Below are 24,566 nucleotides of genomic sequence, written 5' to 3'. Positions count from 1 at the left end.
TCGCGCGGTTCCCCGGGCCCCTCGGGGAGCTGCGGTGCCGTCGGTGTCGTTACCCGGCGGCCATCCCGATGAGCACGAGGACCACCAGCGAGGCGAATCCGGCGAGCGGGACGAGGCCTACCATGCCCATCGGGCGTCCGAACACCGGGCGGCCCGGGTCCAGACCGGGGCCCTGGGCGGCGACCGGTGCGGGGAGCTTGCGGATCCTGGACAGGGCGAAGAGGTTGATCAGCAGCGTGACGGGCGTGATGAACATCGACATGGGGCCCCACCACCCCTGAGCCAGGGTGTCCGACTGCATCTTCCGGAAGACGGCGAGACCGCAGGTGTGGCAGAAGGTGCCGCGCCGCCGCAGCTGCCGCATGATGATCAGCATGCCCTGGTGGCCGCGGACCGTCACCTGCGCCGCGGGCGCCGCGCCGCACACCTCGCACCCGACGCCGGGAGCGGCCGCGTGGACGCCGGGGGCCTGCTGGTACCCGGCCTGCTGGTACCCCGCCTGTGCGTAGCCGCCCGGTGCCTGCGGGTACGGAGCCTGCCCGGGGGCGCCCGGTGCCTGCGGGTACGGAGCCTGCCCGGGGGCGCCGGGGGCCTGCGGGTACGGAGCCTGCCCGTAGCCGCCCGGGGCCTGCGGGTACGGCCCGGTCGGCTGCGGGTGACCCGCAGGGGCCTGCTGATACGGCCCGGGAGCCTGCGCGTAGCCCGCAGGGGCCTGCTGGTGTCCCATCGGGGTCTGCTGGTGCGGCCCCGGGTTCTGCGGGTACGCGTGCGGAGGCGGCGGAGTGCTCAACGGAGGCCTTTCGACGGGGACATGACCGAACGGCACGACACCTTAGGCCGTCAGGCCAGCTGCGCCGGTACCGGGGCCGAGTGCGTCACGACCAACCCCGACACCGCACGCGTCAGCGCCACGTACAGCCGCCGCAGCCCCGTCCGTTCGTCCGGTTCGCCGTCCACCACCGCCTGTGGCTCGTCCAGGACCACGTAGTCGTACTCCAGGCCCTTGGCGAGCGACGCCGGGACCAGGGTGAGGCGGGTGTCCTGGGTGGTCTCCTCGCCGGGGGCGAGACAGGTGATCCCCGCCGCCGCCAGTGCTTCGGCCAGTGCCGGGACGCGGGCGTCGGCGGCGATCAGACCGGTCGAGCCCTCGTTGCGCAGCAACTCCGCGCAGGCGGCGACGACGTCGGACGTCTCCGCGATCGCGCGGACCTCGAAGAAGCCGGGGTTCTCACGGACGGAGGCCACCGGGGCCAGACCGGGGGCGATGTGCGGAAGCAGGCGGGAGGCGTAGGTGATGACGTCCGTGGGGACGCGGAATCCCGCCGTGAGCTCCTCGATCACGCCGTCGTGTTTGCCGAGGTGGGCCAGCGCCTCGTCCCAGCTGCGGGTCGCCCAGGGCGTCGTGCCCTGCGCCAGGTCGCCGAGCACGGTCGCGCTGCCGGTGGTGCAGCGGCGACCGACGGCCCGGTACTGCATGGGCGAGAGGTCCTGCGCCTCGTCGAGCACGACATGGCCCAGCGAGTGCGTGCGCCGGACCAGATCGGTCGCCTCGTCGATCAGCACCGCGTCCGCCGCCGACCACTTCGCCGCCTTCGCACTGCGCACCGGCCTGGCCCACAGGATCGTCTTCCGCTCGTCCTCGTCGAGGATCCCCTCGGCGTGCTCGGCGAGGAAGTCGGCGTCCGTCAGCAGCCGCAGCACCAGCTTCGCCGGGTCCACGGCCGGCCAGATCTCCTTCACGGCCGCCTTCACCGCGCTGTTGCGGGCGACCGCGTCCTGCACCCGGTCGTCCGGCGCCTCCCCGGACCGCTCCATCTGCACCAGCACCGCGTGCGCGATCCGCTGCGGCAGGGCCTCGCGTGCGGCGCCGTACCGGATCTCCCGCGCCAGCAGCTCGCCGACGATGTCGGCCAGCTCGTACGCCGGAATCCGCCAGCGCCGCGAGCCGCGCACCACCACGACCGGTTCCGTGGGCATGGTGACGTGGGAGTACAGCGCCCGGCGCAGCACCTCGGCCATCCGGGCGTCGCCCTTGACCACGGCCGCGGCCGCGTCGTCCGTGCCGCGCACCTCCACATGCGCGACCAGGTCGTCCACGGTGGCCTGCTGGACCGTCAACTCGCCCAGTGCGGGCAGGACCTGTTCGATGTAGTGCAGGAAGGACCGGTTCGGCCCGATCACCAGGGTGCCGGTGCGGGCGAGCCGTTCCCGGTGGGCGTAGAGGAGGTAGGCGACCCGGTGCAGGCCGACGGCGGTCTTGCCGGTGCCGGGGCCGCCCTGGACGCAGACCGTCCCGGACAGCCCGGAGCGGACGATCTCGTCCTGCTCGGGCTGGATGGTGGCGACGATGTCCCGCATGGGACCCACGCGGGGCCGCTCGATCTCCTGCTGCAGCAGCTTGCTGGTGGCGGCGGCCTCGGCGGGGTCGGAGAGGTGCTCGTCCTCGTACGCGGTCAGGTCGCCGCCGGTGTAGCCGAAGCGGCGGCGCAGCCCGATGTCCATCGGGTCCTTCTTGGACGCCCGGTAGAACGGCTGCGAGACCGGGGCGCGCCAGTCGATGACCATGGGATCGCCGTCGGCGTCGTGGACGTGCCGCCGCCCGATGTAGAACCGCTCTCCCTCCCGTCGCCCACCACCGCCCTCACCGGAGGCGCTTCGCGCCGCACCTTTCGGCGCACCCTCGGCCCGCGCGGCCCCCGGCGCGTGCTGATAGTCCAGCCGGCCGAAGAACAGCGGGGTGTCGCTGAGGTCGGCGAGCGCCTTGATCCGCTCGTCGATCTGGCGGGACAGCACTTCGGCGTTGACCCAGTTCGCGGTGACGTCCCGGATGTCCAGCGATTCGACGTCCTCGCGCATGGCGCGCAGCGCGGCGCGGGAGGCGGCGAGGTGGGAGCGCTCTCGGGCGAGGGGGTCGTCGAGGGGTTCGTGGGCGGGCGCGGACAAGGGGTGCCTCCGGATCTGCTCTCGCATGACTGGCGCATGGCTGACGCATGCCTGGGGGCCGTCCGGTTGCCGACCGGGCGGCGGCGCTCCGTGGGGAGGCGGGCAGAAGCGGAGATTTTAGATGAGGCTCTCAGGGACTTGCCAACGAATTAATCACGGATGCATCCGTTCCTCATGGACGCATCAGCCGGCCGGACCGTCTGGGCCGCGGCCAGCCGCCGGTACACGGGACTGGTGGTGAGCAGTTCCTCATGAGGCCCGCACGCGGTGACGCGGCCCTCGTCCAGCACGACGATCCGGTCCGCATGCTGAACGGTGGAGAGCCGGTGCGCGATGACGAGGACCGCGCACTCCCGGGCGATGTCCTTCAGAGCTGCGGTGAGCGCGGCCTCGTTGAGGGCGTCGAGGTGGGAGGTGGGTTCGTCGAGGAGCAGGAGCGTCGGGCGGGTGAGCAGGGCGCGGGCCAGGGCGACGCGCTGGCGCTCGCCGCCCGACAGGGTGGCGCCGTGTTCGCCGACCGTGCCGTGCAGACCGCCGGGCAGCCGCTCGGCCACCTGATCGAGGCGGGCCAGCGTGAGGGCCCGGCGTACCTCGTCCTCCGTGGCGTGCGGACAGCCGTAGACGATGTTGTCGTGGAGCGTGCCGCGCACGACATGGCTGCTCTGGTCCACGATCGCGAGTCCGGCCCGGCTCGCGGCCCGGCCGAGTTCCGCGGCGGGGCGCCCGTGGAAGCGAAGCCGGCCCGCGTCGGGTTCGTAGAACCGGGCGATCAGCGCGAACACCGTACTCTTGCCCGCCCCGGAGAGTCCGACGAGAGCGACCTGCCGGCGCTGCGGCACGGTGAAGGAGACGCCGCGCAGCACCGGCCGCCCGGGCCGGTAGGCGAAGTGGACGTCCTCCAGCGCGAGGGCCGGTACGTGCATCCGTGCCCGCGGGGCAGGCGGGTCCGCCGGGCCGGTGGGCTCGACGGGCAGGTCCAGAGTCTGTTCGATGCGCAGGTGGGCGCCCATGCCCCGCTGGATCAGACCGACCGCGCGGAACACCGAGGACAGAGGGACGACGAGGTAGGAGGCGTACAGCAGGAACGCGACCAGGTCGCCCACGGAGCGACCGTGGCCGTGTGCGCGAAGGCCGCCGACGACGAGGACCAGGAGGAAGGAGCCCTGGACGGCGAGTTCGACGGCCGAACTCATCACCGCGGCGTACTTCGCGGCCCGCACCCCGGCGGCGCAGGCCTCGTCGACGCGGGCGCCGATGCGGGCTGCCTCGCGCCGCTCGGCGCGGTACACGCGGACCATGGCCAGCGCGCCCAGCGCGCGTTCGAGGTCGGCGGCGAGGGCACCGACGGACGACTGCAAGTGCTCCGAGGCGGTGCGGATGCCCCGGAGCAGCAGGGAGACCACGGCCGCCGCGGTCGCGACGGTCGCCGTGACGAGCACCAGCAGCAACGGGTCGAGCCACGCCATCAGGCCCAGCGCGCCGACGGCGACCATGGTGCCGGTGACCAGGTCGACCAGCGCCTGGGCGACCACCTCGCGCAGCAGGGCGGTGTCGGCGGTCACCCGTGCGATCAGGTCACCGCGGCGCTGCCGGTCGTACTCCCGCATCTCCAGGCGCAGCAGCCGCCCCACCAGGGTGTGGCGCACCTGCCGCACGACGCCTTCGCCCATCCGCTCCAGCAGGAACCGGCCGGCGGAGCCGGTGGCGGCCTCGGCTGCGAACAGGGCGGCGAGCAGCAGCAGCGGTGGCCAGAGGGACTGCTGCCCGCTGCTCGCGTCCACCACCCGCCTGGCCAGCAACGGCTGTGCGAGGCCCAGTGCGGACGCGACGAGGGCCAGCGTGGTGGCCAGGACGATCGCGCGGCGGTGGCGGGCGGTGAGCCGGTGGACGGCGAGGATCGCGGCACGCGTGGACCGGTCGGTGTCTTCCCCGGTGCGCTCGCCGGTCCCCGCGGGTGTGTCGCTCGTCGTCATCGGGGCACCGGGCCGACGGCCATCAGGCGGGCGAAGTAGCCGTCGGGGGCCTCCTCGCCCACCGGCCGCCCCTCGGCCTCGATCCAGGCGTGCGCGGTGAACGGTGGTACGACGCGGACGCCCGTGCACCAGGTCGGCCAGGTGCCGCCGAGACGGCACAGCAGGGCGGCCCCGAGGGAGCGGGGCAGGCAGCCCTTGGGCCCGGCGCAGCGCAGGCTCACCGCGCACACGGCGTCGCGGGCGTGCAGGGCCTGTGCCGCGGTCGCGGGTGTGGCGCCGCGGCGCAGCAGGCCGAGGACCGCGCGGATGTGGCGTGGCGACAGCAGCGAGAGGACGACGGCCGGTCCCAGGACCACACGGGCGGCGAGCCGCCGGCCGAACGGAACCCCGTACGGTCGCTCCAGGGCGCTGGGCGTGGTCATTCGGCCAGCCCGCCGGCGCGCAGCTGCTCCACCAGGGCGATGACGTCGGCGCGTGCGCGGTCGTGGTCGATGTCGAACGCCTCCGTGACCGCCGCCGTCGCGGCCACTTCGTCACCGCCCGCCATGAGCGTGTCGACGACCAGGGTCGCGGTCGGGTTCAGCTCCCAGTACTCGCCGGAGCGCTGGTCGAGGAGGACGGTGCCGTAGTCGGTCTTCGCGGTGCAGATGTCGGCACCGAACCGCAAGGGCATGACGGCTTTCCTTTCGCTCTGCTTCACGTGTTCGCCTGCTCGTCCGGCCTCACCCGGTCACGTGCGGCCTCGTGCCGCGTACGGCCGAGCGCGCGCAGCCACACCTCGACCGCGATGGTCGAGTACAGGACGGCCTCCCGCAGCTGCCGGGTGGCGGGGCGTTCCGCCAGGCGGCGCAGCACGTCACCGTGCACCAGCCCCAGTCGTTCCAGCCGAGAGTCCTCCCACAGCGCCCTGAGCCCGCCCCGGTGCTCGCGCAGCCCGTCGGCGGCGTCCATCGCGGCGCTGGCCTTGTCGGCGCGCCGCAGGCAGTCTTCGGGCACGATGCCGCGCATGGCCGTGGTCAGGAGCGGCTTGTACCGCCAGGGCGAGACACGTTCGTCGGGACGGACGGCGAGGGCGGCCTCGATGACCCGGTCGTCGAGGAACGGTGAGGCCATGGGCAGCCCGCAGCGGGCCGCCATGTGGTCCCACTGCCGGATGATGCGGGTGCAGTTGCGGATCTGTTCCAGGTCGGCGTGGAGTCCGCGGTCGGGGTCCAGGGGCTGGGTCCGCCGGGCGGCCGAGCGCAGCGCCGTGCGGGCCAGGTCCTCCGCCTGAGGGGTCACCCACTCGAACAGGCGCGGACTCATGCCCCAGCCGAGGCTGGTGGCGACCGTCGGTGCCAGCGGGTCGCGCAGCCGGTGTTCCGCGTCCGCCAGCCAGGTGCCGTAGGGCCGGGAGTCGGCCAGGGCGCCCAGCAGGGGTCCGAGCGGCCACTGCCACAATGCCTTGAAGCCGCGCAGTTGCCGCAGCGCGAACAGCGGGCGGCGTCGCGCCAGCCGGTGGTAGTACGCCTCGGAGCACCAGGCGATGTGGTCGCCGCCGATGCCGGTCAGATGCACCCGGCTGCCCCGCTCGGCCATGGCGGGCAGGTGGTGCAGGACCCGCGCGCGGTCCATGACGCCGATGGTGGGTTCGTCCAGGACGTCGTCGATGTCGAGCAGTCCGTCGTAGACGAGGGGTGAGGCCTCGGCGTCCCAGATGACGTGCTCGACGTCCGGCAGGGCGGCGGCGGCCCGCTTCGCCCAGTGCAGATCGGTGTCGGCGGGGTCGCGTCCGGGCCAGGTGGAGGCGACGACGCGGGCCGGTGAGCGGTCGGCGAGGAAACAGACGGAGGTGGAGTCGAGGCCGCCGGACAGGTCGCAGCTGACCGTCCCGCCGTGCCGGGTGCGGACGCGGACGGCCTCGGTGAGGGCCTCGCGGACCCGGGGGGCGCCCGTGCGCAGCGGGACGACCGGCTCCGGGGGTGTCCACCACCGGGTGTGGCGTGCACCGCGTCCGTCCGGGGCGAGGACCAGCGCCTCGTGCGGGGCGACGGCGGTGATCTGGGGCCACAGCGGTTCGTCGAGCAGGGGGTGCGGAACGGGCCACAGCAGCCGTACGGCCAGGCGGTCCGGCGCCGGTTCGGCACCGAGCGCGGCGGCCAGGACGTCCGCGCGCGTCGCGGCCACCCGGATGCCGTGCACCGAGGCGTGGAAGACCAGACGGAGACCGGAGGCCGTGCCCTGCACCCGGATCCGTCCGTCGAGGTCGGCGACGAGGTGGCAGCTGCCGGGCAGCGAACGCGCCCACGCGTCCAGTGCGGCGAGGTCGCGCAGGGAGCCGGCGACCCGTTCCAGTTCCGTGCGGTCGACGGGGACGCAGCCGACGAGGGCGAGGGCGGCGGGGCCGACACGGGCGCTGACGATCTCCTGGTCGTGCCAGTGGCCCACGAGCCAGGGCCGGCCCGAGGCGTGATCGAGGCTGCGGGTGCCGGGACGGGCGAAGGAGCGGGCCACGGTGGCGGCGTCCGCGCGGTCGGCGAAGACCGCGAAGTGCGCGTCGCCGTGGCCCGTCCCCGCACTTGCGTGCAGATCAGTCATGACGTCAGGTCAGAGACCTTCACTCGCCGCCCTGTCAGTTCTTGCTCAGGATGAGCCGGTCGTTGCCGTGCCGCTGCAGGAACCCGGTCTCCTTGCGGAAGGAGCCGAGCCGGACGAGGGTCGGTGCTTCGTACGCCTTCTTCATGACCTGTCTCTCCTCACGTGTTGTCCCTCCGCCCCGGAGGGCGGCCTGGTCACCAGCTAGCCGGGGAGCGGTACGGTCCGACAAGACGGAAGAGAACAGTCGGATAGTCCGAATATTCGGCTCATTCATGGTTTGTTCGAGCGCTGAACGGGAGCCCGCCCGGCGCCGGCCGCGCTCCGCAGGTGCCGGGGGCGTGTGCCGGAGGAACGTTTTCACGTGGGCGGCGGCGCGGCGTACAGGCCCGCAGGGGAGCGGGCGCGGGAGGGGTTCGCGCGGGGGTGGGCCGGGGTCGGGCCGCGATTCCGCGTGCGGACCCCTAGGGGGCGAAGCCGCCCGGCGTAGGGGGAGCGCTCCGCCCAGCGGGGTACGCGAAGAACGGGCAGACTGGCCCCGGAGACCGATGCGGGCCTTATGCCCCGCGATCCACCATGGAGACATGAGCGCAGGAACCATCTCCCCATCGCCCGTCCGGCCGCCGGCCGGCGCCACGGCCGTGGACGGCCCGCATCACCACCCGCTCGGCAACGCCCTGCGCGCCATCAAGGTGTTCGCGGAGGCCGCGTTCGGCGTGATCATCCTCGGTGAGTACGGCGAGGAAGCGGGCATGCGCCGCAAGTGACCCCGCTGCTCCTCGCCGCCGCTCAGTCCTCGGAGAGGATCTCGTCCGCGTCCACGATCCGGTAGGCGTAGCCCTGTTCGGCCAGGAAGCGCTGCCGGTGCGCGGCGAAGTCCTGGTCGATGGTGTCGCGGGCGACGACCGAGTAGAAGTGGGCCTGGTGGCCGTCGGCCTTCGGGCGCAGGACGCGGCCGAGGCGCTGGGCCTCCTCCTGACGGGAGCCGAAGGTGCCGGAGACCTGGATGGCGACCGTCGCCTCGGGCAGGTCGATGGAGAAGTTCGCGACCTTCGACACGACCAGCACACTGATCTCGCCCTCGCGGAAGGCGTCGAAGAGCTTCTCCCGCTGGATGTTGGAGGTCTCGCCCTTGATCACCGGGGCGTTCAAGTGCTCGCCCAGCTCGTCGAGTTGGTCGATGTACTGCCCGATGACGAGGATCTGCCGGCCGGCGAACCGCCGCACGATCGCCTCGGTCACCTTCCGCTTGGTGTCCGTCGTCGCACAGAAGCGGTACTTCTCCTCCGTCTCGGCCGTGGCGTACGCCAGCCGCTCGGAGTCCGTCAGGTTCACCCGGACCTCGACACAGTCGGCAGGCGCGATGTAACCCTGCGCCTCGATCTCCTTCCAGGGCGCGTCGAACCGCTTCGGCCCGATGAGCGAGAACACGTCCGACTCCCGGCCGTCCTCCCGGACCAGGGTCGCCGTCAGGCCCAGCCGCCGCCGCGCCTGCAGATCGGCGGTGAACTTGAAGACGGGCGCGGGCAGCAGGTGCACCTCGTCGTAGACGATCAGGCCCCAGTCCCGGGAGTCGAAGAGCTCCAGGTGGGGGTAGACGCCCTTCCGCTTGGTCGTCAGCACCTGGTAGGTGGCGATCGTGACGGGTCGGATCTCCTTTTTCGTCCCGCTGTACTCGCCGATCTCGTCCTCGGTCAGCGAGGTCCGCTTCACCAGCTCGTGCTTCCACTGCCGTGCGGAGACGGTGTTGGTGACGAGGATGAGCGTGGTCGACTTGGCCTGCGCCATCGAACCGGCGCCGACCAGCGTCTTCCCGGCTCCGCACGGAAGGACGACCACACCGCTGCCGCCGTGCCAGAAGTTCTCCACGGCCTGCTTCTGGTACGGCCTGAGCGCCCAGCCGTCCTCCAGCAGCTCGATCGGGTGCGCCTCGCCGTCGACGTACCCGGCGAGGTCCTCGGCCGGCCAGCCCAGCTTCAGCAGCACCTGCTTGATCTGCCCGCGCTCCGAGGGGTGCACCACGACCGTGTCCGGGTCGATCCGTGCGCCGACCAGCGGAGCGATCCGCTTGGACTTCAGCACCTCCTCCAGCACCGGCCGGTCGGTGGTGCTCAGCACGAGTCCGTGCGCGGGGTGCTTGGAGAGGGTGAGCCGCCCGTACCGGTCCATCGTCTCGGCGATGTCCACCAGCAGCGCGTGCGGCACCGGGTACCGGCTGTACTGCACTAGCGCGTCCACGACCTGCTCGGCGTCGTGCCCGGCGGCGCGCGCGTTCCACAGGCCGAGCGGAGTCACCCGGTAGGTGTGGATGTGCTCGGGCGCCCGCTCCAGCTCGGCGAACGGCGCGATGGCCCGACGGCAGTCGCCGGCCCGCTCATGGTCGACTTCCAGGAGCAGGGTCTTGTCGGACTGGACGATCAGCGGTCCGTTCACGTACGGCACACACCCTTTCCACGAAGGCCAAACATCCAGTGTGCCTCAAACGCCGACGATCACCCTCAGTCTTCCGCGAGCTCCGCCACCCCCGTGATCCGGTGCAGCGGATAGGTGCGCACCTCGTCCGCCGTGTGGTCGTAGGCCGTGACGAAACCGCCCTCGACGCGGACCGGGGCGATGACACGCTGGCTGGCACCGCCCTCTGCGTTGACGTAACCGATCCACAGGGACTCGCCGGTCAGGACGGCGGCCTGCATGGTGGCGAGGGTCTCGGCGGAGGAGGTCCGGGGCAGCTCGCCGGCCGCCGGGGGCGCACCGCCGGATCCACCGCCGCCCTCGCCGACCGGCTTGCGCGGGGCGGTGGCGGCCAGGTCGCCCGCCCGGATCGCGCGGATCGCCGCCCCGAGCAGCGTGGCGTCGGGCGGCGGCGGGCCGTCCGGCACCGGCTCGGGAGCGGTGCGCGGCGGGGTGCGGCGGGCGTGCGCACGGGCGATCAGGACGTCACCCTCGGCGGATTCGGCGGCCGGTGCGTAGCCCATCGTGCGCAGGCCCTCCAGCAGCGTCGCCGGGTCGGACTGGGCGGCCAGCACGGTCGGGGCGAGGCGGCGCAGACCCAGGACCGCGGCGCGCCTGTCGGCGAGGATCTCGTTCAGCAGGGTGTCGTCGTCGCAGCGCACGTACGCCGAGGCCGCGCCGACCCTGAGGTGCCCGTGCTTGCGGGCGACGTCGTCGATCAGATAGGCGAGCGGCTGCGGGACCGGGGTGCGCGAGTGCTGGGCGAGGAAGGCGTGCAGGTCGGCGGCGCTGCGGCCGGCGTCCAGGGCGCGCCGCACCGAGGCCGGGGTGAAGCGGTACACGGTCGCGCCGCCCTTGGACTCCACGTCCGCGAGCACGCCCAGCAGATCGGCGAGCGGACGCCGCAGCGGCCCGGGCGCCACCGCCGTCAGGTCGGCCTGCAGCAGGACGTGGTCCAGCGGTTCGGGCAGGAGCGGTGCGAGCAGACGGGCGGCGGCGGCCGTCGCCACGGCCTGCTCGGCGGGGGAGAGCGGGGCGGGAGCGGCGGCCGGCCGCTGGTGATGGTGGACGGGCAGCTTGTCGCCCGGGCCGAGAGGCCCGCCGGGGTCGTCCGGCCCGGCGGAGCCGACGGACCGGAGCGAGCCGCCGGACGTGCGTGCGGCCGAAGGAGCGGACGCCCCGGCGAACGATGTGCCCGGCGACGCGGGGCCGCCCGGCAACGCGCCGGCGACCGCGGGGGCAGAGGCGCCCGAGGAGGTGCGGGCGGCCGCGCTGCCGCGGGTGCCCCGCGCGGTCTGCGAGCCCGTCCCGGTGCCCGCCGCCGCGGCGCCCAGCAGCGCACGCCCGTGCGCGGAGAGCGCGCCCCGCCCGGTGACGCCCAGCAGTTCGGCCTCGGCCAGGCTCCAGCGGGCCAGCCGGGAGCGCAGGTCCTCCTCGCCGTCCCCGCGCTGCGGCCCGCGCAGCGGCCGCTCCCAGCGCAGCCGGGCCAGCACCGACTCGATGCCGGGAGCAGCGCCCGCCGGCAGTCCGGCCAGCAGGGTCAGCACCCGGTGCCGTACCTCGGGCGCGGCCGAGCGGTCCAGGCCCGGACCGAGCGCCGCGAGCGTACGGTCCTTCCCGTCCCGCCCGCCGATCAGCCCCGGCGTCCGGGTGGCCGCCAGCCAGACCTCCGCGAGCCGCGCCCAGCGCTCGGCGGCAGGCCGCTCCAGCCACTCGTCGTAGGCGGGCGTGGCCGCGTACCGCTCGTCGGCCTCGCCGTCGGAGGCGATCAGGCCGGCCGCGTACGCCAACTCCACCCAGAACGCGGCGACCGGCTCGGCCACGTCCAGGGCGACGGCGGTCCGCTTCAGGTCACGGACGCTCAGCCCGCCGGCCCGCAGCACCGCCGGTCCGCCCTCGTCCCAGTCCTTCAGCAGCTCCTCGACGGTCGCGAGCGCGGTGTAGGCCTGCCCGGCCGCCGTCGCGTCCACCACCTGCGCACCGTGGGTTGCGGCCGGTTCGACGGCGGGCGGCAGCGGCTCGGGCGCCTGGTGGGCGCGGCCCTCACGCAGATGCAGGGCCACCTCGCGGGGCAGGACGACGGTGCCGGGCGCGGTCGGCAGCAGCAGACCGCGGTCCAGCAGCCAGCGCAGATGCGCGGCCGGGTCCGCGGTGACCTGGCCGTACGGCGGTCCCCACACCAGCCGGGACAGCACCTCGGCGGCCGGCTCCGGGGCGTCGGCGAGCAGCGCGGCCATCTTCTTCCGGTCGGTGAACAGCGCGGTGAGCGCGGCCACGGCGGACACCGAGTCGTGCGTCGAGGGCAGTCCGACCCTCGTGACGATCTCCTGGATCCGGCCCGGCGACATGCCCGAGGTGGCCTCCTGCACGGTGGGCCCGAGCCCGGTCGGGGAGGGGTGCTGGGCGGAGGGCGCGAGGAGTTCGCGGGCCGTGCGGACCAGCCGCAGCCGCTCGTCGTCACCCCACACCAGGGCCTGTTCGCGCAGCGTGGCGAGGGCGTGCGGCAGCGCGGCCGCGACCGTCGCGTCCGTGGTGTCCCCGGCCATCAGCCCGAGCAGCGTGCCGTACGGCGCCGGGTCCGGGGCGACGGCCAGCGCCTCCGCCGTCTGCAGCGCGAACCGGTCCAGCCGCTCCAGGGCGCGCAGCACCGAGGCCCGGGTGCCGGCGCGGGTCGCCAGCTGGGTCAGGTCGGTCGGGACGGGCGTGATGAGGTCGGGGCGGCTGCGCAGCAGCGCGGCAAGGGACGCGTCGTCCCGCGCGCGGAGCGCCTCCGCGAGGGAACGGGGAGCTGGGTGGGCCGCTTGGCTCATCTGACCCACGGTAGCGGGTGAGCACGTTCCAGCCGAGCGGGCAGGTGGTGTGCGGACGGGGACGGGTGTTCGCGGCGCGGAGCCCGGCGGACGGCGACACCGGCCCCGGGCGGCCGGGGAGAAGCGGTACCGTCCTCAGCGGGGTTTCATCGCCGTCGCCCCGGAGGGGATTTTGTTGGGGATCGAGAGCGACCAGGTGGTCTACGAGTACCTGAGCCGTGTCGGGGACATCGCTCAGCAACGGCAACTGCCGTCGGCCACGCGGATGCGGCTCGTGTCGGAGCTGCGCAACGAGATCGACCGGCACCGGGCCAGGGCGACCGTCGACAGCCCCGCAGCGGTGCGCCGCATCCTGGACCGCCTGGGCACCCCGGACGAGGTCGTCGAGGCGGCGGGCGGCACGTCCGGCTCGGCACGCTTCGCGCCGTCCCCTGCCGCCGCCGTGCCCGCCCAGCCCGCGCCCCGCGAGCCGAAGCCGGAGCCGTCGGACGCGGAAGCGGACGGGGGGCGGCGGAAGGGCCTGCGCCGGGTCGTCCCACGCCCCCGCCCCGCCGCGCCCACCACCGCACGCGACGACGGACCGTCCCCGCCGCACCTGGCCGCCGCGCACGAACTCGGCGACAGTGCCGTGCAGCCGGACTGGTGGCGGCTCGGCGGTGGCCCCTTCGGCGTCGCTGCCGAGACGGACTCGGTGCCGGGGTTCGTCGGGGGTGTGGAGATTCCGGAGCTGCTGAAGCGGCCGCCGAGGCCGGCGGAGGAGAAGACCAGGCCGGCGGAAGACGGGGCGAAGCCGACGAAAAGGACGGCGAAGCCCGCCTCCGGTACCGCCGCCGTGCCGGAGGCGGACGCCACCGAGGCCGAACCCGCCCCGCGCCGGCGCCTGTTGCCCCGCCCCGCCGCCGGCTGGACCAACCCCCTGCTGCTCCTGGCCGCGGCCGCGCTGGTCGCCGGTGCGGTGCTGGGGAACTGGTTCGCGCTGCTGCTCGGCTGGGCGATCGCCTACGGCTCCCGGCGGTTGACGCCCGCGGAGACCAAGTGGGCCGTGATGGTCCTGCCGGGTGCGGCGGTCGCGGCGGGAACGGTGTGGCTGTGGGGCAGGGTCAACGGCCGCTGGGGCGCGCCGATCGCCCAGGGCCACATGAACGACGCGGTCGCGGGGACCTGGCCGTGGGTGGTCAGGGGCGCGGCGATCTCCTCCGCCCTGTTCCTGGCCTGGCGCTCACAGCGCACCAGGTGAGGTGGGCGTCCCCCGGTCACCCGACAGACATGGGACACCCCGCCGCGCTGCCACAATGACCCATATGACATTCACCGTCGGCTTCGACCTCGACATGACCCTCATCGACTCCCGGCCGGGCATTCGCGCCTGCTACCTGGCACTGTCGGAGCGGACCGGGACGTACATCGACGCCGACCTGGCGGTGACCCGGCTCGGGCCGCCCCTCGCGGAGGAGCTGGTCAACTGGTTCCCGCAGGAGCAGGTGCCCGTGATGGCCGACCTGTACCGGGAGATGTACCCGGCGATCGCCATCGCGGCGACCCCGGCCATGGACGGCGCCCGGGAGGCGATAGCCGCGGTGCGCGCGGCCGGCGGACGCACGATGGTCGTCACGGCGAAGTACGAGCCCAACGCCAAGCTGCACCTCGGCCACCTCGGCATCGAGCCGGACGTGATCGTGGGCGACCTGTGGGCCGAGCAGAAGGCGGAGGCGCTGCGCGCGTACGCGGCGGGCGTGTACGTCGGCGACCACGTCGGGGACGTGCGCGGCGCCCGTACGGCGGGGGCCCTGTCGGTGGCCGTGGCGACCGGACCCTGCCCTGCCGACGAACTGCGCGCCGCCGGGGCGGACGTCGTCCTCGACGACCTGTCCGCCTTCCCGGCGTGGCTCGCCGGTCACCGGGAGGCCGAGGCTCCCCGCGCCTGACGGCGGCCCGCGGCGATCGACCGCAGGACACCCGCGCCGGCGACGAGGAAACCGACGGCCATGAGCATGCTCAAACCGAACATGTACGTCGGAAAAGGCTTTGCACCGAGGAACAGCGGGGCCACTGTGACCAGAGTGGCCACGGCCCCCAGGAAGAAGACGATCGCACCGGCGCGGATCAGCCGGTCACCGGGTGCGGCGGAATTCGTTTGGGTTTTGTCACGCACCGGACCAGGGTAGTTCCCAGCGCGAGAGAACAACCGGGGGACGTCTTGTCACCCGCCCCGAGACCATTAGCCTTGGTAGCGGCGGGTCATGGTCGACCCGCTCTACTGCTGTCAAGAGCACTTTCGAAGCAGTGGAAGCACTGGAAGCGAGCAGTTTCCCCAACTAGCACGAGGACGAGGACAGACGGTGCCGACCGGGCGTGTCAAATGGTTCAACAGCGAGAAGGGCTTCGGCTTTCTCTCCCGCGACGACGGCGGTGACGTCTTCGTCCATTCCTCGGTTCTCCCCGCCGGAGTCGATGCGCTCAAGCCGGGACAGCGCGTGGAGTTCGGCGTCGTCGCCGGTCAGCGTGGTGACCAGGCACTGTCGGTGACCGTGCTGGAGCCGGCGCCCTCCGTCGCCGCCGCCCAGCGCAAGAAGCCGGACGAGCTGGCCTCGATCGTGCAGGACCTGACGACCCTTCTCGAGAACATCACGCCGATGCTCGAGAAGGGCCGCTACCCGGACCGGGCGTCAGGCAAGAAGATCGCCGGCCTGCTGCGGGCGGTCGCCGACCAGCTGGACGTCTGAGCCGGTCCCACGGGACCCGTCTCACGGGAACGCGAGCGCATCCGGGCCGAGGGGTGGCACGAGCCCCTCGGCCGCCGCACGTGTGAGCAGCCCGCGGACCGCGGCATAGCCGTCCTCGCCGAGGCCGGCGGTGAACTCGTTGACGTACAGCCCGATGTGCTGGTCGGCCACGGCCGGGTCCATCTCCTGGGCATGCGCCATGACGTACGGCCGGGACGCCTCCGGGTCGTCCCAGGCGGCCCGTACGGAGGCGCGGACGGAGTCGGCCAGCCTCGTCAGCGCCTGCGCGCCCAGCGAGCGCCTGGCGATGATCGCGCCGAGCGGGATCGGCAGCCCGGTGGTCTGCTCCCAGTGCTCGCCCATGTCGGCGAGCTTGTGCAGACCGTAGTTCCGGTAGGTGAACCGGGCCTCGTGGATGACGAGACCGGCGTCCACCTTGCCGTCCCGCACGGCCGGCATGATCTCGTGGAACGGCATCACGACGATCTCGCCGACCCCGCCGGGAAAGGCGTCCGCCGCCCACAGGCGGAACAACAGATAGGCGGTCGACCTCTCGCTCGGGACGGCGACCGTACGGCCGGTGAGCCCCCCGCTGCCGAACGCGTGGGAGGCACCCCCGGCTCCGGGTCCGCGCGTCAGCACCAGCGGCCCGCAGCCCCGCCCCAGCGCACCGCCGCACGGCAGCAGCGTGTAGGTGCCGAGGACGTACGGCAGGACGGCGTACGACACCTTCAGCACGTCGAACTCGCCGCGCTCGGCCATGCCGTTGGTGATGTCGATGTCGGCGAAGGTCACGTCCAGCGCGGGGGCGCCGGGGACGCGGCCGTGGGCCAGGGCGTCGAAGACGAAGGTGTCGTTGGGGCAGGGGGAGTACGCGATCTTCAGCGCTTCCCGCTGCTCACCGGCCTCGGGCGTCGTGTGCGGCAACTGCGTCATGTGCGTTCCAACTCTCCAGTACGGGGGCGAGCTTCCCGAAGGCCTCGGTGAGGGCGGTGAGGGCGTCGCCGATGCGCCAGGCGGCGCGGTCGCGCGGGCCGACCGGGTTGGACACCGCGCGGATCTCCAGCACCGGCACCCCGTGCGCGGCGGCCGCCTCCGCCACCCCGAAGCCCTCCATGCCCTCGGCGAGCGCTCCGGGGTGCCGCTCGCCGAGGGCGGCGGCCCGGGCGGCGGTGCCGGTGACGGTGGAGACGGTGAGGATCGTGCCCGTGCGTGCTCCGGTCGCCTCGGCCACGGCGCGCACGAGCGGCCGCGGCGGTCGGTGGGTGACGGTCCCGAAGCCCAGCTCGGTGACCGCGAGGAAGCCGTCGGCGGTCTCGGCGCCCAGGTCGGCCACGGTGATCGCGTCGGCGACGACGAGCGAGCCGACGGGCGCCCCGGGCTGGAAGCCCCCGCCGATCCCCGCCGAGACGACCAGGTCGTACGCGGCGCCCTCGAGGGCGGCGGCGGTCAGGGCGGCTGCGGTGGAGGCGGCGGCGAGGGCCGGGCCGACACCGGCGGCGAGCAGATCACAGCCGGTGGCGGTGCGGCACAGGAGCGCACCGGGGAGCCGTACCCCGGTCGCCGCCCCCGAGAACGCCCGGGCCACCGCGTCCCGCTCGACGGGGACCGCGGTGGCGACGAGGACGCGTGCGGAAGGCGTGGTCAGGAGGCCTTCTTGAACTTGAACGACCACATGCCCTGGTTGGACTTCTCGCCCATGCGGATGGTGACCGTGTTGGTGTCGCCCTGGGTGCCGTACTGCTGGTTGAAGAAGGCGCTGCCGGGGACGGTGCGGTAGGTCTTCTTGCTGACGTCGGTGAACTGCTGGCCGTTCACCAGGAGGACCCAGCCGGCGTCCGCGATCTTCGGGTCGACACCGAAGCGGACCGTGTTGTCCTGGTCCACCGTGATCGACTTGGCGTTGTTGACGTTCTTGACGCACTTGGTCAGCGACTTGGTGTCCAGCGCGTTGCCGTCGTTGTAGCACATGGCCTCGGAGTGGACCGAGCTGTCGCCGACGGTGACCGTCGCGACGGGCGTCGGCTTGTCGCAGGCCGACAGAACGAGCAGTCCGGCGGAAACGGCGCCGGCGGCGGCGACGGCGCGGCGGCGTCGCACAACGGATTGCAGCGTGGTCATGGCCGAAGGCTATCGGGGCCCCGAGCCGTCCGCCCACGTGGGGTGCGGCGTGCCCGGTTCGTTACGCCAGCCGTGCCGGTGGCCGGGGGAACCGTGTCCGGTTCGTTATGCCGGGGCGCCGCGGTGGATCACGTCACGCGGGGGCGGCCGCCGTGGCGGGCCGAGGCCAGCAGGCCCTTCAGGGTGGCCAGCCAGCCGACGGCCACGAAGAGCGCGCCGATCAGCAGGCCGACGGTGCCGTCGAGCGGCAGCACGATGCCGACGGCGCCGCCGAACACCCAGGCCATCTGCAGCAGCGTCTCCGACCGGGCGAACGCCGAGGTGCGCACCGGCTCCGGCACGTCCCGCTGGATCAGCGCGTCCAGGGCCAGCTTGGCCAGCGCCTGCCCGAACCCGGCGACGGCCGCGAGGCAGGTCACCAGGAACGCCCCGAAGAACAGGGCGGCCACGATCGCCGTGCCGAGCACCACCGCCACGACGGTCACGATGATGATCTCCGGGGCGCGTGACTTCAGCCAGGACCCGACGGCCGTACCCAGCGCGTTGCCCGCACCGGCGGCGACGCCGACCATCCCGAGCGAGACGGCCGCGCTCTCACCGGTCAGCGGGTGCTCGCGCAGCAGGAAGGCGAGGAAGAAGATCAGGAAGCCGGACAGGCAGCGCAGGGCGGCGTTGGCGCCGAGCGCGTGCGTCACGGCGGGCCCCACGGTCCGCAGCCCCGGCCGCCTCACCTGCTCCCTCCTGCGCTGCGGGCCGTGCAGATGCTGCTCGTCGGCCGCGAGCAGTGCCACGTCCTCGCCCTTGGCCGAGTCCACCTTGGACGGCAGGGAGAACGACAGGAGCGTTCCCGCGACGAAGATCACGAAGGCGCCGTACAGCGGCCAGGGATCGCCGAACCTGTGCAGCCCCGCCGCGACCGGCGCGGCGACACCGGTGGCCAGCAGCCCTGCCAGGGTGACCCGCGAGTTGGCCTTCACCAGCGAGAACCGGGGTGGCAGCAACCGCGGTACGACGGCACTGCGCACCACGCCGTACGCCTTCGAGGCGACCAGCACGCCCAGCGCGGCGGGATACAGCTCCAGACTGCCGCTCGCCACGGCGCCCGAGATCACCAGGGCGAGCAGGGCACGCGCCAGCATGGCCCCGGCCATCGCGGCACGGCGCCCGTGCGGAAGCCGGTCCAGGAGCGGGCCGATCACCGGCGCGAGCACGGTGAAGGGCGCCATCGTGATGGCGAGGTAGAGCGCGACCCGTCCACGGGCCTCGTCGGTCGGCACCGAGAAGAACACCGTGGAGGCGAGCGCAACGGTGACCATGACGTCGCCGGCGCCGTTCACCGCGTGCAGCTCGATCAGCTGGCCGAGCCCCGACTCGCCCGCCCCGTTCGCGTGTGTGGCCCTGCGGATCCCGCGTGCGGCGCCGGTGACCGGAGAGTGCAGGGCACGCCCGACGGAACGGACGGCGCCGCCGACCCGGCTCGCACCGCCACCCCGAACACCACGCCTGTCCGCGGTCGCCACGTGCTTCATAGTGCCCCGAGAAGGCGAGGGATAGTGCGGTACGGCGCGGACGGGGCGGTTGGGCCGGTGCGAAAACCTGCCGCATGGCGGCGACGAATCCCGTTCGGTGTAGCGTGCGTATCTCAGCCATAACGCAGAATGGATGGCAGAGGTGCGCCCGAGCGCGCGGATGCATGACGTCGATGCGGCCCCCCGGTCCGCTCCGTCGGCAGGCCCGTGGAAGGCAGCCGCACTCGACGAGACGGCGTAGGAGAGAAGCGATACCTGTGAGCGCAGCGACCACGCGAAGCCGCACCCCCGACCGCCTGTGCGCCGAGGCGGTCGATCTCGCCCGGGCCGCCGCCGAGGAGGCCGCCGCCCCCGGCGTGGTCGGCGAGCACGTCGGCCTTGTCTCCGAGGGCGACCGCGTTGTCACGCACTTCTTCGAGTGCAAGGAACTCGGCTACCGGGGCTGGCGCTGGGCGGCCACCGTGGCCCGCGCCTCCCGCGCCAAGATCGTCACCCTCGACGAGGTGGTCCTCCTCCCCGGCCCCGACGCGCTGCTCGCGCCGGAGTGGGTGCCGTGGAGCGAGCGCCTGCGCCCCGGCGACCTCGGCCCCGGCGATCTGCTCCCCACCGACCAGGACGACCTGCGCCTGGAGCCCGGCTACAGCGGCGAGGAGGAGCCGCCGCCCAACTCGGCGGTCTCCGAGGAGATGGCGGAGCTGGCGGAGGCCGAGGACGCCGACGTCAGCCCCGGCACCCCGGCCGCCCAGCCCACGATCCCCTCCCGCGGCTCGATCGCCGGGGTGGCGGAGGAACTGGGCATGCGCCGGGCGCGCGTTCTGTCCCGCTACGGCCTGCGCGCCGCCGCCGACCGCTGGGAGGAGTCGTTCGGCCCGAAGACCCCGATGGCCCAGGCGGCCCCGGCCACCTGTATGAGCTGCGGCTTCCTGATCCCCATCGGCGGCTTCCTCGGCCAGGCCTTCGGCGTGTGCGCCAACGAGTTCTCCCCGGCCGACGGCCACGTGGTCTCCCTCGGCTACGGCTGCGGTGGTCACTCGGAGGCGGCGGTCATGCCCAAGCCTCCGCAGCCGGCGGCGCCGGTCGTCGACGAGACGAGGGTCGACCCCTTCCCGCTCCGTCCGGCCCGTGACTCGGGCTCGGTCCCGGAGGCGGGCGACGACGAGACGGCGGAACTGGGTCACTCCTGACGACGTGGGGCGACCCCGGCCGGGCGCCGGACTCGCGCGGCGGAGGGGGCGCGCCTCTCTCACGCCGGCGGCCCAAGTCGCGTACCGGTGCGGTCCGGTGGCGGACACGCCACCGCGCCGTCCGGGCAGCCCACCGGCCTGCCCTTCCGCAGGCCTCACCGGCCGACCGCCGACCGGATGAACCCGGCTGCTCCATAGGAGGTGCCGCGCCCCGCCGCCGAGCACCACCGCGGTCCCCTCCTTGATCATCACCGAGTCGGCGCGCGGCCGGCCCCGAGGCGAGGAGTGGCCCGATGGCGGACCGGTGTGTTTCGCGGGGAGGGCCGGGCCTGCGGCACGGCAGGTGGACCGCGGTGTGCGCCGGGCTGGCGCTGACGCTGGCGGTGGGCGTCGGGCAGGGCACGGCAGCCGCGGCGGGCAGCCCCGCGCCCCCGGCCCCGCAGGGGAGGATCCTGTCTTCTCCAGTGGCGCTCGGCACTCCCAGGGCGGCGGTCCGCTGCCCCGCTGGTACCTGCGGTTCGAGGGCGGCACCGACCCCGCGCACCCGGAACGGAACAAGGTCCACGCCCTCATCGGCCTGGCGCCCTCCAACCACGGCACGACCGGCTCCGGCATCGGCACCCTGACCACGATGCTGGGGCTCGACAGGCCCGCGTCCCTCGTCCTCGGCCGGGCGTACCAGGACCAGCTGGCCGGCTCCGAGGTGAACACGAGCCTGGACCGTGACGGGGACACCCGGCCGGGAGTCGACTACACCGTCGTCGCCACCCGGTACGACGAGGTCGTCACGCCCTATGAGCACCAGTTCCTGACCGCGGGCCCCGGCGCCACCGTCCGCAACATCACGATCCAGGACCTCTGCGGCCAGGACGCCTCCGAGCACGTGTCGATCACCTACGACTCCAACGCCCTCCAACTCGTCCGCAACGCCCTCGATCCCGCCCACGCACAGCCCGTGCGCTGCGGCGTCTCCCTGCCCGTGCTCGGCGGCTGAACCCGGGCCCGCCGCCCGCCCGCCGCCCGCCGCCCGGACACCCCGGCCCCGGCACCGGCACCCGCGCTGTACCTTCGTGCTCACGCGCCATGAGGAGAGTGAACGTGAGCAGCAACTACGTGCGGCCGGCGGCTGAGGGCGCCGATCCCTTCGGGACGGCCCGGCTGCGCCGTGGTGTCCTCGACGCCTGGGCCACCAGCCCCGCCCGGTTCCGCGAGGACGCCAACGCCGAGGAGGACCTGGTCCTGGGCGGCTACCGGGACCGGCTCGTGGTCGAACTGGCCCAGAACGCCGCCGACGCCGCCGCCCGGGCACGGGTGCCGGGGCGGCTGCGGCTCACCCTCCGCGACGGCGTCCTCGTCGCCGCCAACACCGGTGCCGCGCTGGACGCGGCCGGCGTCGAGTCGCTGTCCACGCTGCGGGCCTCGGCCAAGCGGGACGTCGAGGTGACCCAGGGCGCCGTCGGACGGTTCGGCGTGGGGTTCGCCGCCGTGCTCTCGGTGACGGACGAGCCCGCGATCGTGGGCCGGCACGGCGGTGTCCGGTGGTCCCTCGCCGAGGCGCGCGAGCTGGCCGCCGAGACCGCCCGGCACAGCCCGGGGCTGGGGGACGAGATCCGGCGCCGGGACGGGCACGTGCCGCTGCTCCGGCTGCCGTTCGCCGCCGAGGGCAGCGCCCCGGAGCCGTACGACACCGCCGTCATCCTGCCGCTGCGGGACGCGGCCGCCGCCGATCTCGCCGAGCGGCTGCTGAACGCCGTCGACGACGCGCTGCTCCTCACCCTGCCGGGTCTGGAGGAGGTCGTGGTCGAGGCGGGGGAGCAGGCGCCGCGCGTGCTCCGCCGGCGTACCGAGGGCGCCCTGACGGTCGTGGAGGACTCGCGGGAGGGGACGACCCGGTGGCGTACCGCCTCCGCGCACGGGCCGCTCTCCGCAGACCTGCTCGCCGACCGGCCGGTGGAGGAACGGCTGCGGCCCCACTGGTCGGTGACCTGGGCCGTACCGGAGGACGAGGCCGGGCGTCCGGTGCGGCCGCGGACGGCCGCCGTGGTGCACGCGCCCACCCCCAGCGACGAACCCCTCGGCGTGCCCGCTCTCCTCATCGCCTCCTTCCCCCTCGACGCCACCCGTCGGCACCCGGCTCCCGGGCCGCTCACCGACTTCCTGGTGCGGCGCGCGGCCGACGCCTACGCCGAACTGCTCGCCGGCTGGCGGCCGGTGACGGACGGGATCATCGACCTCGTCCCGGGCCCCCTCGGCAAGGGCGAGCTGGACGCGGCGCTGCGCCAGGCCGTGCTGGAGCGGCTGCCGCGCACCGCCTTCCTGCCCCCGGCCGTGTCCGCGAAGGGCGACGACGAACTCCCCGAGGCGCTGCGCCCCCGGGACGCCGAGGTCGTGGAGGGCGCCGGGGCGGACACCGTGCGGGTGCTCGCCGAGGTGCTGCCCACCCTGCTGCCGGCCGGCCTGGAGCGCCGGGCCGAGCTGCGCACCCTCGGCGTCGCCCGGCTGCCCCTCGCCGACGCCGTCGACCGGCTGGCCGGGCTGGAGAAGGACCCCGACTGGTGGTGGCGCCTCTACGACAGCCTCGCCGGGGTCGACCCCGACCGGCTGTCCGGGCTGCCGGTGCCGCTTGCGGACGGGAGGACCACGATCGGGCCCCGGCGGGTCCTCCTGCCCTCCCCGGACGCCGCCCTGGTCGACCCGGAGGTGCTGGGGCGGCTCGGGCTGAAGGTGGCCCACGAGGACGCCGCGCACCCGCTGCTGGAGAAGCTGGGCGCGCTGCCCGCCACACCGCGCGCGGTGCTCACCACCCCGCAGGTGCGGGCCGCCGTCGCCGCCTCGCTGGACGAGGAGGGCGCCCTGGGCTGGGAGGAGGACGCACCGGACGCGGAGGAGCTGGCCGACACCGTTCTGGCGCTGGTCCGGGACGCGGGGCTGGAGCCGGGGGACGAGCCCTGGCTGGGGGCCCTCGCGCTGCCCGACGAGGACGGTGAACTCGCCCCCGCCGGTGAACTCGTCCTCCCCGGCAGCCCCTTCGCCCAGGTGATCCGCGAGGGTGAGCTCGCCGCCGTGGACCACGATCTGGCGCAGAAGTGGGGCGCACAGCCGCTGGCCGCCTGTGGGGTGCTCGCGGACTTCGCGCTCGTCCGGGCCACCGACGTCGTCCTCGACCCGGACGAACTGGAGCCCCGGGAGGGCGACTTCGCCGAGCCCGACGACGCCGGGCTGCTGGACGCCGTGGACGTCTGGTGCGAGGACATCCTCGACCGCTTCCCTGACAGCCCGGTGCCTCCCGTCGCCACCGAGCTGGTCGCCGTACGCGACCTGGACCTGGTGGACGACGAGCACTGGCCGCAGGCGCTCGCGCTGCTCGCCCGGCCGCCGCTGCGGGACGCCCTCACCCAGCAGGTCCGCATCCTGCTGCACGACGGCACGCACGAGGTCGTACGGCCGTACACGGCCTGGTGGCTGCGCGGCCACCCGGTCCTCGACGGCCGCCGTCCCGCCGGTCTCCTGGTGGCCGGCGGGGACCCGCTGCTGCGCGGCCTGTACGACGAGGCCGACGCCACCGGCTTCGAGGACGAGCAGGTGCTGCGTGCCCTGGGCGTGCGCACCTCCGTCGCGGCCCTGCTGGACGAGCCCGGCGGCGCCGCGGAGCTGCTGGACCGGCTGGCCGACCCCGGTCGTCCGGTCACCCCGGCCCAGCTGCACGGGCTGTACGGGGCGTTGGCGGAGCTGGACCCGGAGCAGGTGACCCTGCCGGACGAGCTGCGGGCCGTGGTCGACGGACGGGTGGAGGTCGTGGACGCGGGCGAGGCCGTCGTGGTCGACTCGCCCGATCTGCTGCCGTTCACCTCCGGGATGCCACTGCTGCCCGTCCGCTCCGCGCGGGCCGCGGAGCTGGCGGAGCTGTTCCAGGTGCGCCGGCTCAGCGAGTCCGTGACCGGTGAGGTGCACTCCGAGGGGGCCGAGCACGAGGTGCCGGAGCCGGTGCGGGTGCTGCTCGGGCCGCGGACTCCCGAGACGTACGTCGAGCACGAGGAACTGGTCGTGGACGGCGTGGAGATCGACTGGCGGCTCACCGACGACGGGGTGCTGCACGCGGCCACGCTGGAGGGCGTCGCCGCGGGGCTGGCCTGGGCGGCGGGGCAGTGGCCGCGGCGCTTCGAGGTGGCGGCCCTGCTGGAGGACCCGTCCCGGACGGAGGAACTGGCCCGGGACCGCTGGTTCGACTAGTGCTGGGACCGGAAAGGTCTGCCGGAAA

The 24,566-nt window shown here is 74.1% G+C and carries 21 protein-coding genes; 7 read left to right on the top strand and 14 right to left on the bottom strand.

From position 1 onward, the window contains the following. Positions 1–49 precede the first annotated feature (49 nt). The 7 genes from ABZ919_RS30945 to ABZ919_RS30915 form a co-directional block, all read right to left on the bottom strand. Complete coding sequence (locus tag ABZ919_RS30945) at positions 50–727, bottom strand: hypothetical protein (protein WP_361254059.1); 678 nt, start codon at positions 725–727, stop codon at positions 50–52. A 113-nt stretch (positions 728–840) separates the two neighbouring features. After that, complete coding sequence (locus tag ABZ919_RS30940) at positions 841–2,970, bottom strand: UvrD-helicase domain-containing protein (protein ID WP_361254057.1); 2,130 nt, start codon at positions 2,968–2,970, stop codon at positions 841–843. 122 nt (positions 2,971–3,092) lie between these two features. Beyond that, positions 3,093–4,916 carry an ABC transporter ATP-binding protein gene (locus tag ABZ919_RS30935; RefSeq protein ID WP_361254055.1) on the bottom strand — a complete coding sequence of 608 codons (1,824 nt, stop codon included), beginning with the start codon at positions 4,914–4,916 and terminating at the stop codon, positions 3,093–3,095. Then, complete coding sequence (locus tag ABZ919_RS30930; protein ID WP_361254053.1) at positions 4,913–5,338, bottom strand: lasso peptide biosynthesis B2 protein; 426 nt, start codon at positions 5,336–5,338, stop codon at positions 4,913–4,915. The genes ABZ919_RS30935 and ABZ919_RS30930 overlap by 4 nt, the downstream gene beginning before the upstream one ends. Next, the gene (locus ABZ919_RS30925; RefSeq protein ID WP_361254051.1) at positions 5,335–5,589 is read right to left on the bottom strand and encodes a lasso peptide biosynthesis PqqD family chaperone; all 255 of its coding nucleotides are present in this window, start codon (positions 5,587–5,589) and stop codon (positions 5,335–5,337) included. Before ABZ919_RS30925 ends, ABZ919_RS30930 begins: the two co-directional genes overlap by 4 nt. A 23-nt stretch (positions 5,590–5,612) precedes the next feature. Beyond that, positions 5,613–7,493: a lasso peptide isopeptide bond-forming cyclase gene (locus ABZ919_RS30920; RefSeq protein ID WP_361254049.1), complete on the bottom strand. Its 1,881-nt coding sequence runs from the start codon at positions 7,491–7,493 to the stop codon at positions 5,613–5,615. 34 nt (positions 7,494–7,527) lie between these two features. Continuing rightward, a complete protein-coding gene (locus ABZ919_RS30915; RefSeq protein WP_361254047.1) occupies positions 7,528–7,638 on the bottom strand; it encodes a keywimysin-related RiPP in 111 nt (36 codons plus the stop codon). 436 nt (positions 7,639–8,074) lie between these two features. On the opposite strand from ABZ919_RS30915, the gene ABZ919_RS30910 reads away from it, so the two are divergent. Then, on the top strand, positions 8,075–8,257 hold the full coding sequence (locus ABZ919_RS30910; RefSeq protein ID WP_361254045.1) for a hypothetical protein: 183 nt from the start codon (positions 8,075–8,077) through the stop codon (positions 8,255–8,257). 22 nt (positions 8,258–8,279) lie between these two features. Here ABZ919_RS30910 and ABZ919_RS30905 read toward each other — a convergent pair whose 3' ends face one another. Both ABZ919_RS30905 and ABZ919_RS30900 read right to left on the bottom strand, forming a co-directional pair. Next, entirely contained in the window at positions 8,280–9,923 is a 1,644-nt protein-coding gene (locus ABZ919_RS30905) for a DNA repair helicase XPB (RefSeq protein WP_361254043.1), read from the bottom strand. A gap of 65 nt (positions 9,924–9,988) precedes the next feature. Further along, positions 9,989–12,751 (bottom strand): helicase C-terminal domain-containing protein, encoded by a 2,763-nt coding sequence (locus tag ABZ919_RS30900; RefSeq protein ID WP_361254041.1) that lies wholly within the window; start codon positions 12,749–12,751, stop codon positions 9,989–9,991. Positions 12,752–12,926: 175 nt separating this feature from the next. Here ABZ919_RS30900 and ABZ919_RS30895 point away from each other — a divergent pair, with 175 nt between their 5' ends. After that, positions 12,927–13,988, top strand: coding sequence for a hypothetical protein (locus tag ABZ919_RS30895; RefSeq protein WP_361254039.1), 1,062 nt, complete (start codon positions 12,927–12,929; stop codon positions 13,986–13,988). Positions 13,989–14,052: 64 nt separating this feature from the next. After that, a complete protein-coding gene (locus ABZ919_RS30890; protein WP_361254037.1) occupies positions 14,053–14,676 on the top strand; it encodes an HAD family hydrolase in 624 nt (207 codons plus the stop codon). Here ABZ919_RS30890 and ABZ919_RS30885 read toward each other — a convergent pair. Then, positions 14,646–14,903 (bottom strand): hypothetical protein, encoded by a 258-nt coding sequence (locus tag ABZ919_RS30885; RefSeq protein WP_361254035.1) that lies wholly within the window; start codon positions 14,901–14,903, stop codon positions 14,646–14,648. The genes ABZ919_RS30890 and ABZ919_RS30885 overlap by 31 nt on opposite strands. A gap of 187 nt (positions 14,904–15,090) precedes the next feature. Between ABZ919_RS30885 and ABZ919_RS30880 the strand changes: the two genes are divergently transcribed. After that, positions 15,091–15,474 (top strand): cold-shock protein, encoded by a 384-nt coding sequence (locus ABZ919_RS30880; protein ID WP_361254033.1) that lies wholly within the window; start codon positions 15,091–15,093, stop codon positions 15,472–15,474. 21 nt (positions 15,475–15,495) lie between these two features. Here ABZ919_RS30880 and ABZ919_RS30875 read toward each other — a convergent pair whose 3' ends face one another. The 4 genes from ABZ919_RS30875 to ABZ919_RS30860 form a co-directional block, all read right to left on the bottom strand. Next, entirely contained in the window at positions 15,496–16,410 is a 915-nt protein-coding gene (locus tag ABZ919_RS30875) for a 1,4-dihydroxy-6-naphthoate synthase (protein WP_361254030.1), read from the bottom strand. Further along, the gene (locus ABZ919_RS30870) at positions 16,373–17,149 is read right to left on the bottom strand and encodes a futalosine hydrolase (protein ID WP_361254028.1); all 777 of its coding nucleotides are present in this window, start codon (positions 17,147–17,149) and stop codon (positions 16,373–16,375) included. Before ABZ919_RS30870 ends, ABZ919_RS30875 begins: the two co-directional genes overlap by 38 nt. Next, a complete protein-coding gene (locus tag ABZ919_RS30865) occupies positions 17,119–17,595 on the bottom strand; it encodes a DUF2771 domain-containing protein (protein ID WP_361254026.1) in 477 nt (158 codons plus the stop codon). The genes ABZ919_RS30870 and ABZ919_RS30865 overlap by 31 nt, the downstream gene beginning before the upstream one ends. Before the next feature lie 128 nt (positions 17,596–17,723). Beyond that, positions 17,724–19,124 (bottom strand): MFS transporter, encoded by a 1,401-nt coding sequence (locus ABZ919_RS30860; RefSeq protein WP_361254024.1) that lies wholly within the window; start codon positions 19,122–19,124, stop codon positions 17,724–17,726. 257 nt (positions 19,125–19,381) lie between these two features. On the opposite strand from ABZ919_RS30860, the gene ABZ919_RS30855 reads away from it, so the two are divergent. From ABZ919_RS30855 to ABZ919_RS30845, 3 genes are all read left to right on the top strand, one after another. Beyond that, positions 19,382–20,308: a DUF3027 domain-containing protein gene (locus ABZ919_RS30855; protein ID WP_361254022.1), complete on the top strand. Its 927-nt coding sequence runs from the start codon at positions 19,382–19,384 to the stop codon at positions 20,306–20,308. A gap of 355 nt (positions 20,309–20,663) precedes the next feature. After that, a complete protein-coding gene (locus ABZ919_RS30850) occupies positions 20,664–21,302 on the top strand; it encodes a hypothetical protein (protein WP_361254020.1) in 639 nt (212 codons plus the stop codon). Between the two features lie 89 nt (positions 21,303–21,391). Continuing rightward, positions 21,392–24,538: a molecular chaperone Hsp90 gene (locus ABZ919_RS30845; RefSeq protein WP_361254018.1), complete on the top strand. Its 3,147-nt coding sequence runs from the start codon at positions 21,392–21,394 to the stop codon at positions 24,536–24,538. Positions 24,539–24,566: the final 28 nt, after the last annotated feature.

It is taken from the genome of Streptomyces sp. NPDC046759, assembly GCF_040645475.1.
Classification (GTDB): Bacteria; Actinomycetota; Actinomycetes; order Streptomycetales; family Streptomycetaceae; genus Streptomyces.
Note: the sequence above shows the minus strand (reverse complement) of the source record. Positions and strands in the feature narration are given on the sequence as shown.

What these genes read in the sequence shown, in the direction of transcription:
- ABZ919_RS30935 (WP_361254055.1), bottom strand. Translation starts at nt 4,916, where the DNA reads ATGACGACGAGCGACACACCCGCGGGGACCGGCGAGCGCACCGGGGAA.
- ABZ919_RS30930 (WP_361254053.1), bottom strand. Translation starts at nt 5,338, where the DNA reads ATGACCACGCCCAGCGCCCTGGAGCGACCGTACGGGGTTCCGTTCGGC.
- ABZ919_RS30900 (WP_361254041.1), bottom strand. Translation starts at nt 12,751, where the DNA reads ATGAGCCAAGCGGCCCACCCAGCTCCCCGTTCCCTCGCGGAGGCGCTC.
- ABZ919_RS30890 (WP_361254037.1), top strand. Translation starts at nt 14,053, where the DNA reads ATGACATTCACCGTCGGCTTCGACCTCGACATGACCCTCATCGACTCC.
- ABZ919_RS30910 (WP_361254045.1), top strand. Translation starts at nt 8,075, where the DNA reads ATGAGCGCAGGAACCATCTCCCCATCGCCCGTCCGGCCGCCGGCCGGC.
- ABZ919_RS30875 (WP_361254030.1), bottom strand. Translation starts at nt 16,410, where the DNA reads ATGACGCAGTTGCCGCACACGACGCCCGAGGCCGGTGAGCAGCGGGAA.
- ABZ919_RS30940 (WP_361254057.1), bottom strand. Translation starts at nt 2,970, where the DNA reads ATGCGAGAGCAGATCCGGAGGCACCCCTTGTCCGCGCCCGCCCACGAA.
- ABZ919_RS30920 (WP_361254049.1), bottom strand. Translation starts at nt 7,493, where the DNA reads ATGACTGATCTGCACGCAAGTGCGGGGACGGGCCACGGCGACGCGCAC.
- ABZ919_RS30945 (WP_361254059.1), bottom strand. Translation starts at nt 727, where the DNA reads ATGGGACACCAGCAGGCCCCTGCGGGCTACGCGCAGGCTCCCGGGCCG.
- ABZ919_RS30860 (WP_361254024.1), bottom strand. Translation starts at nt 19,124, where the DNA reads ATGAAGCACGTGGCGACCGCGGACAGGCGTGGTGTTCGGGGTGGCGGT.
- ABZ919_RS30865 (WP_361254026.1), bottom strand. Translation starts at nt 17,595, where the DNA reads ATGACCACGCTGCAATCCGTTGTGCGACGCCGCCGCGCCGTCGCCGCC.
- ABZ919_RS30925 (WP_361254051.1), bottom strand. Translation starts at nt 5,589, where the DNA reads ATGCCCTTGCGGTTCGGTGCCGACATCTGCACCGCGAAGACCGACTAC.
- ABZ919_RS30915 (WP_361254047.1), bottom strand. Translation starts at nt 7,638, where the DNA reads ATGAAGAAGGCGTACGAAGCACCGACCCTCGTCCGGCTCGGCTCCTTC.
- ABZ919_RS30845 (WP_361254018.1), top strand. Translation starts at nt 21,392, where the DNA reads ATGAGGAGAGTGAACGTGAGCAGCAACTACGTGCGGCCGGCGGCTGAG.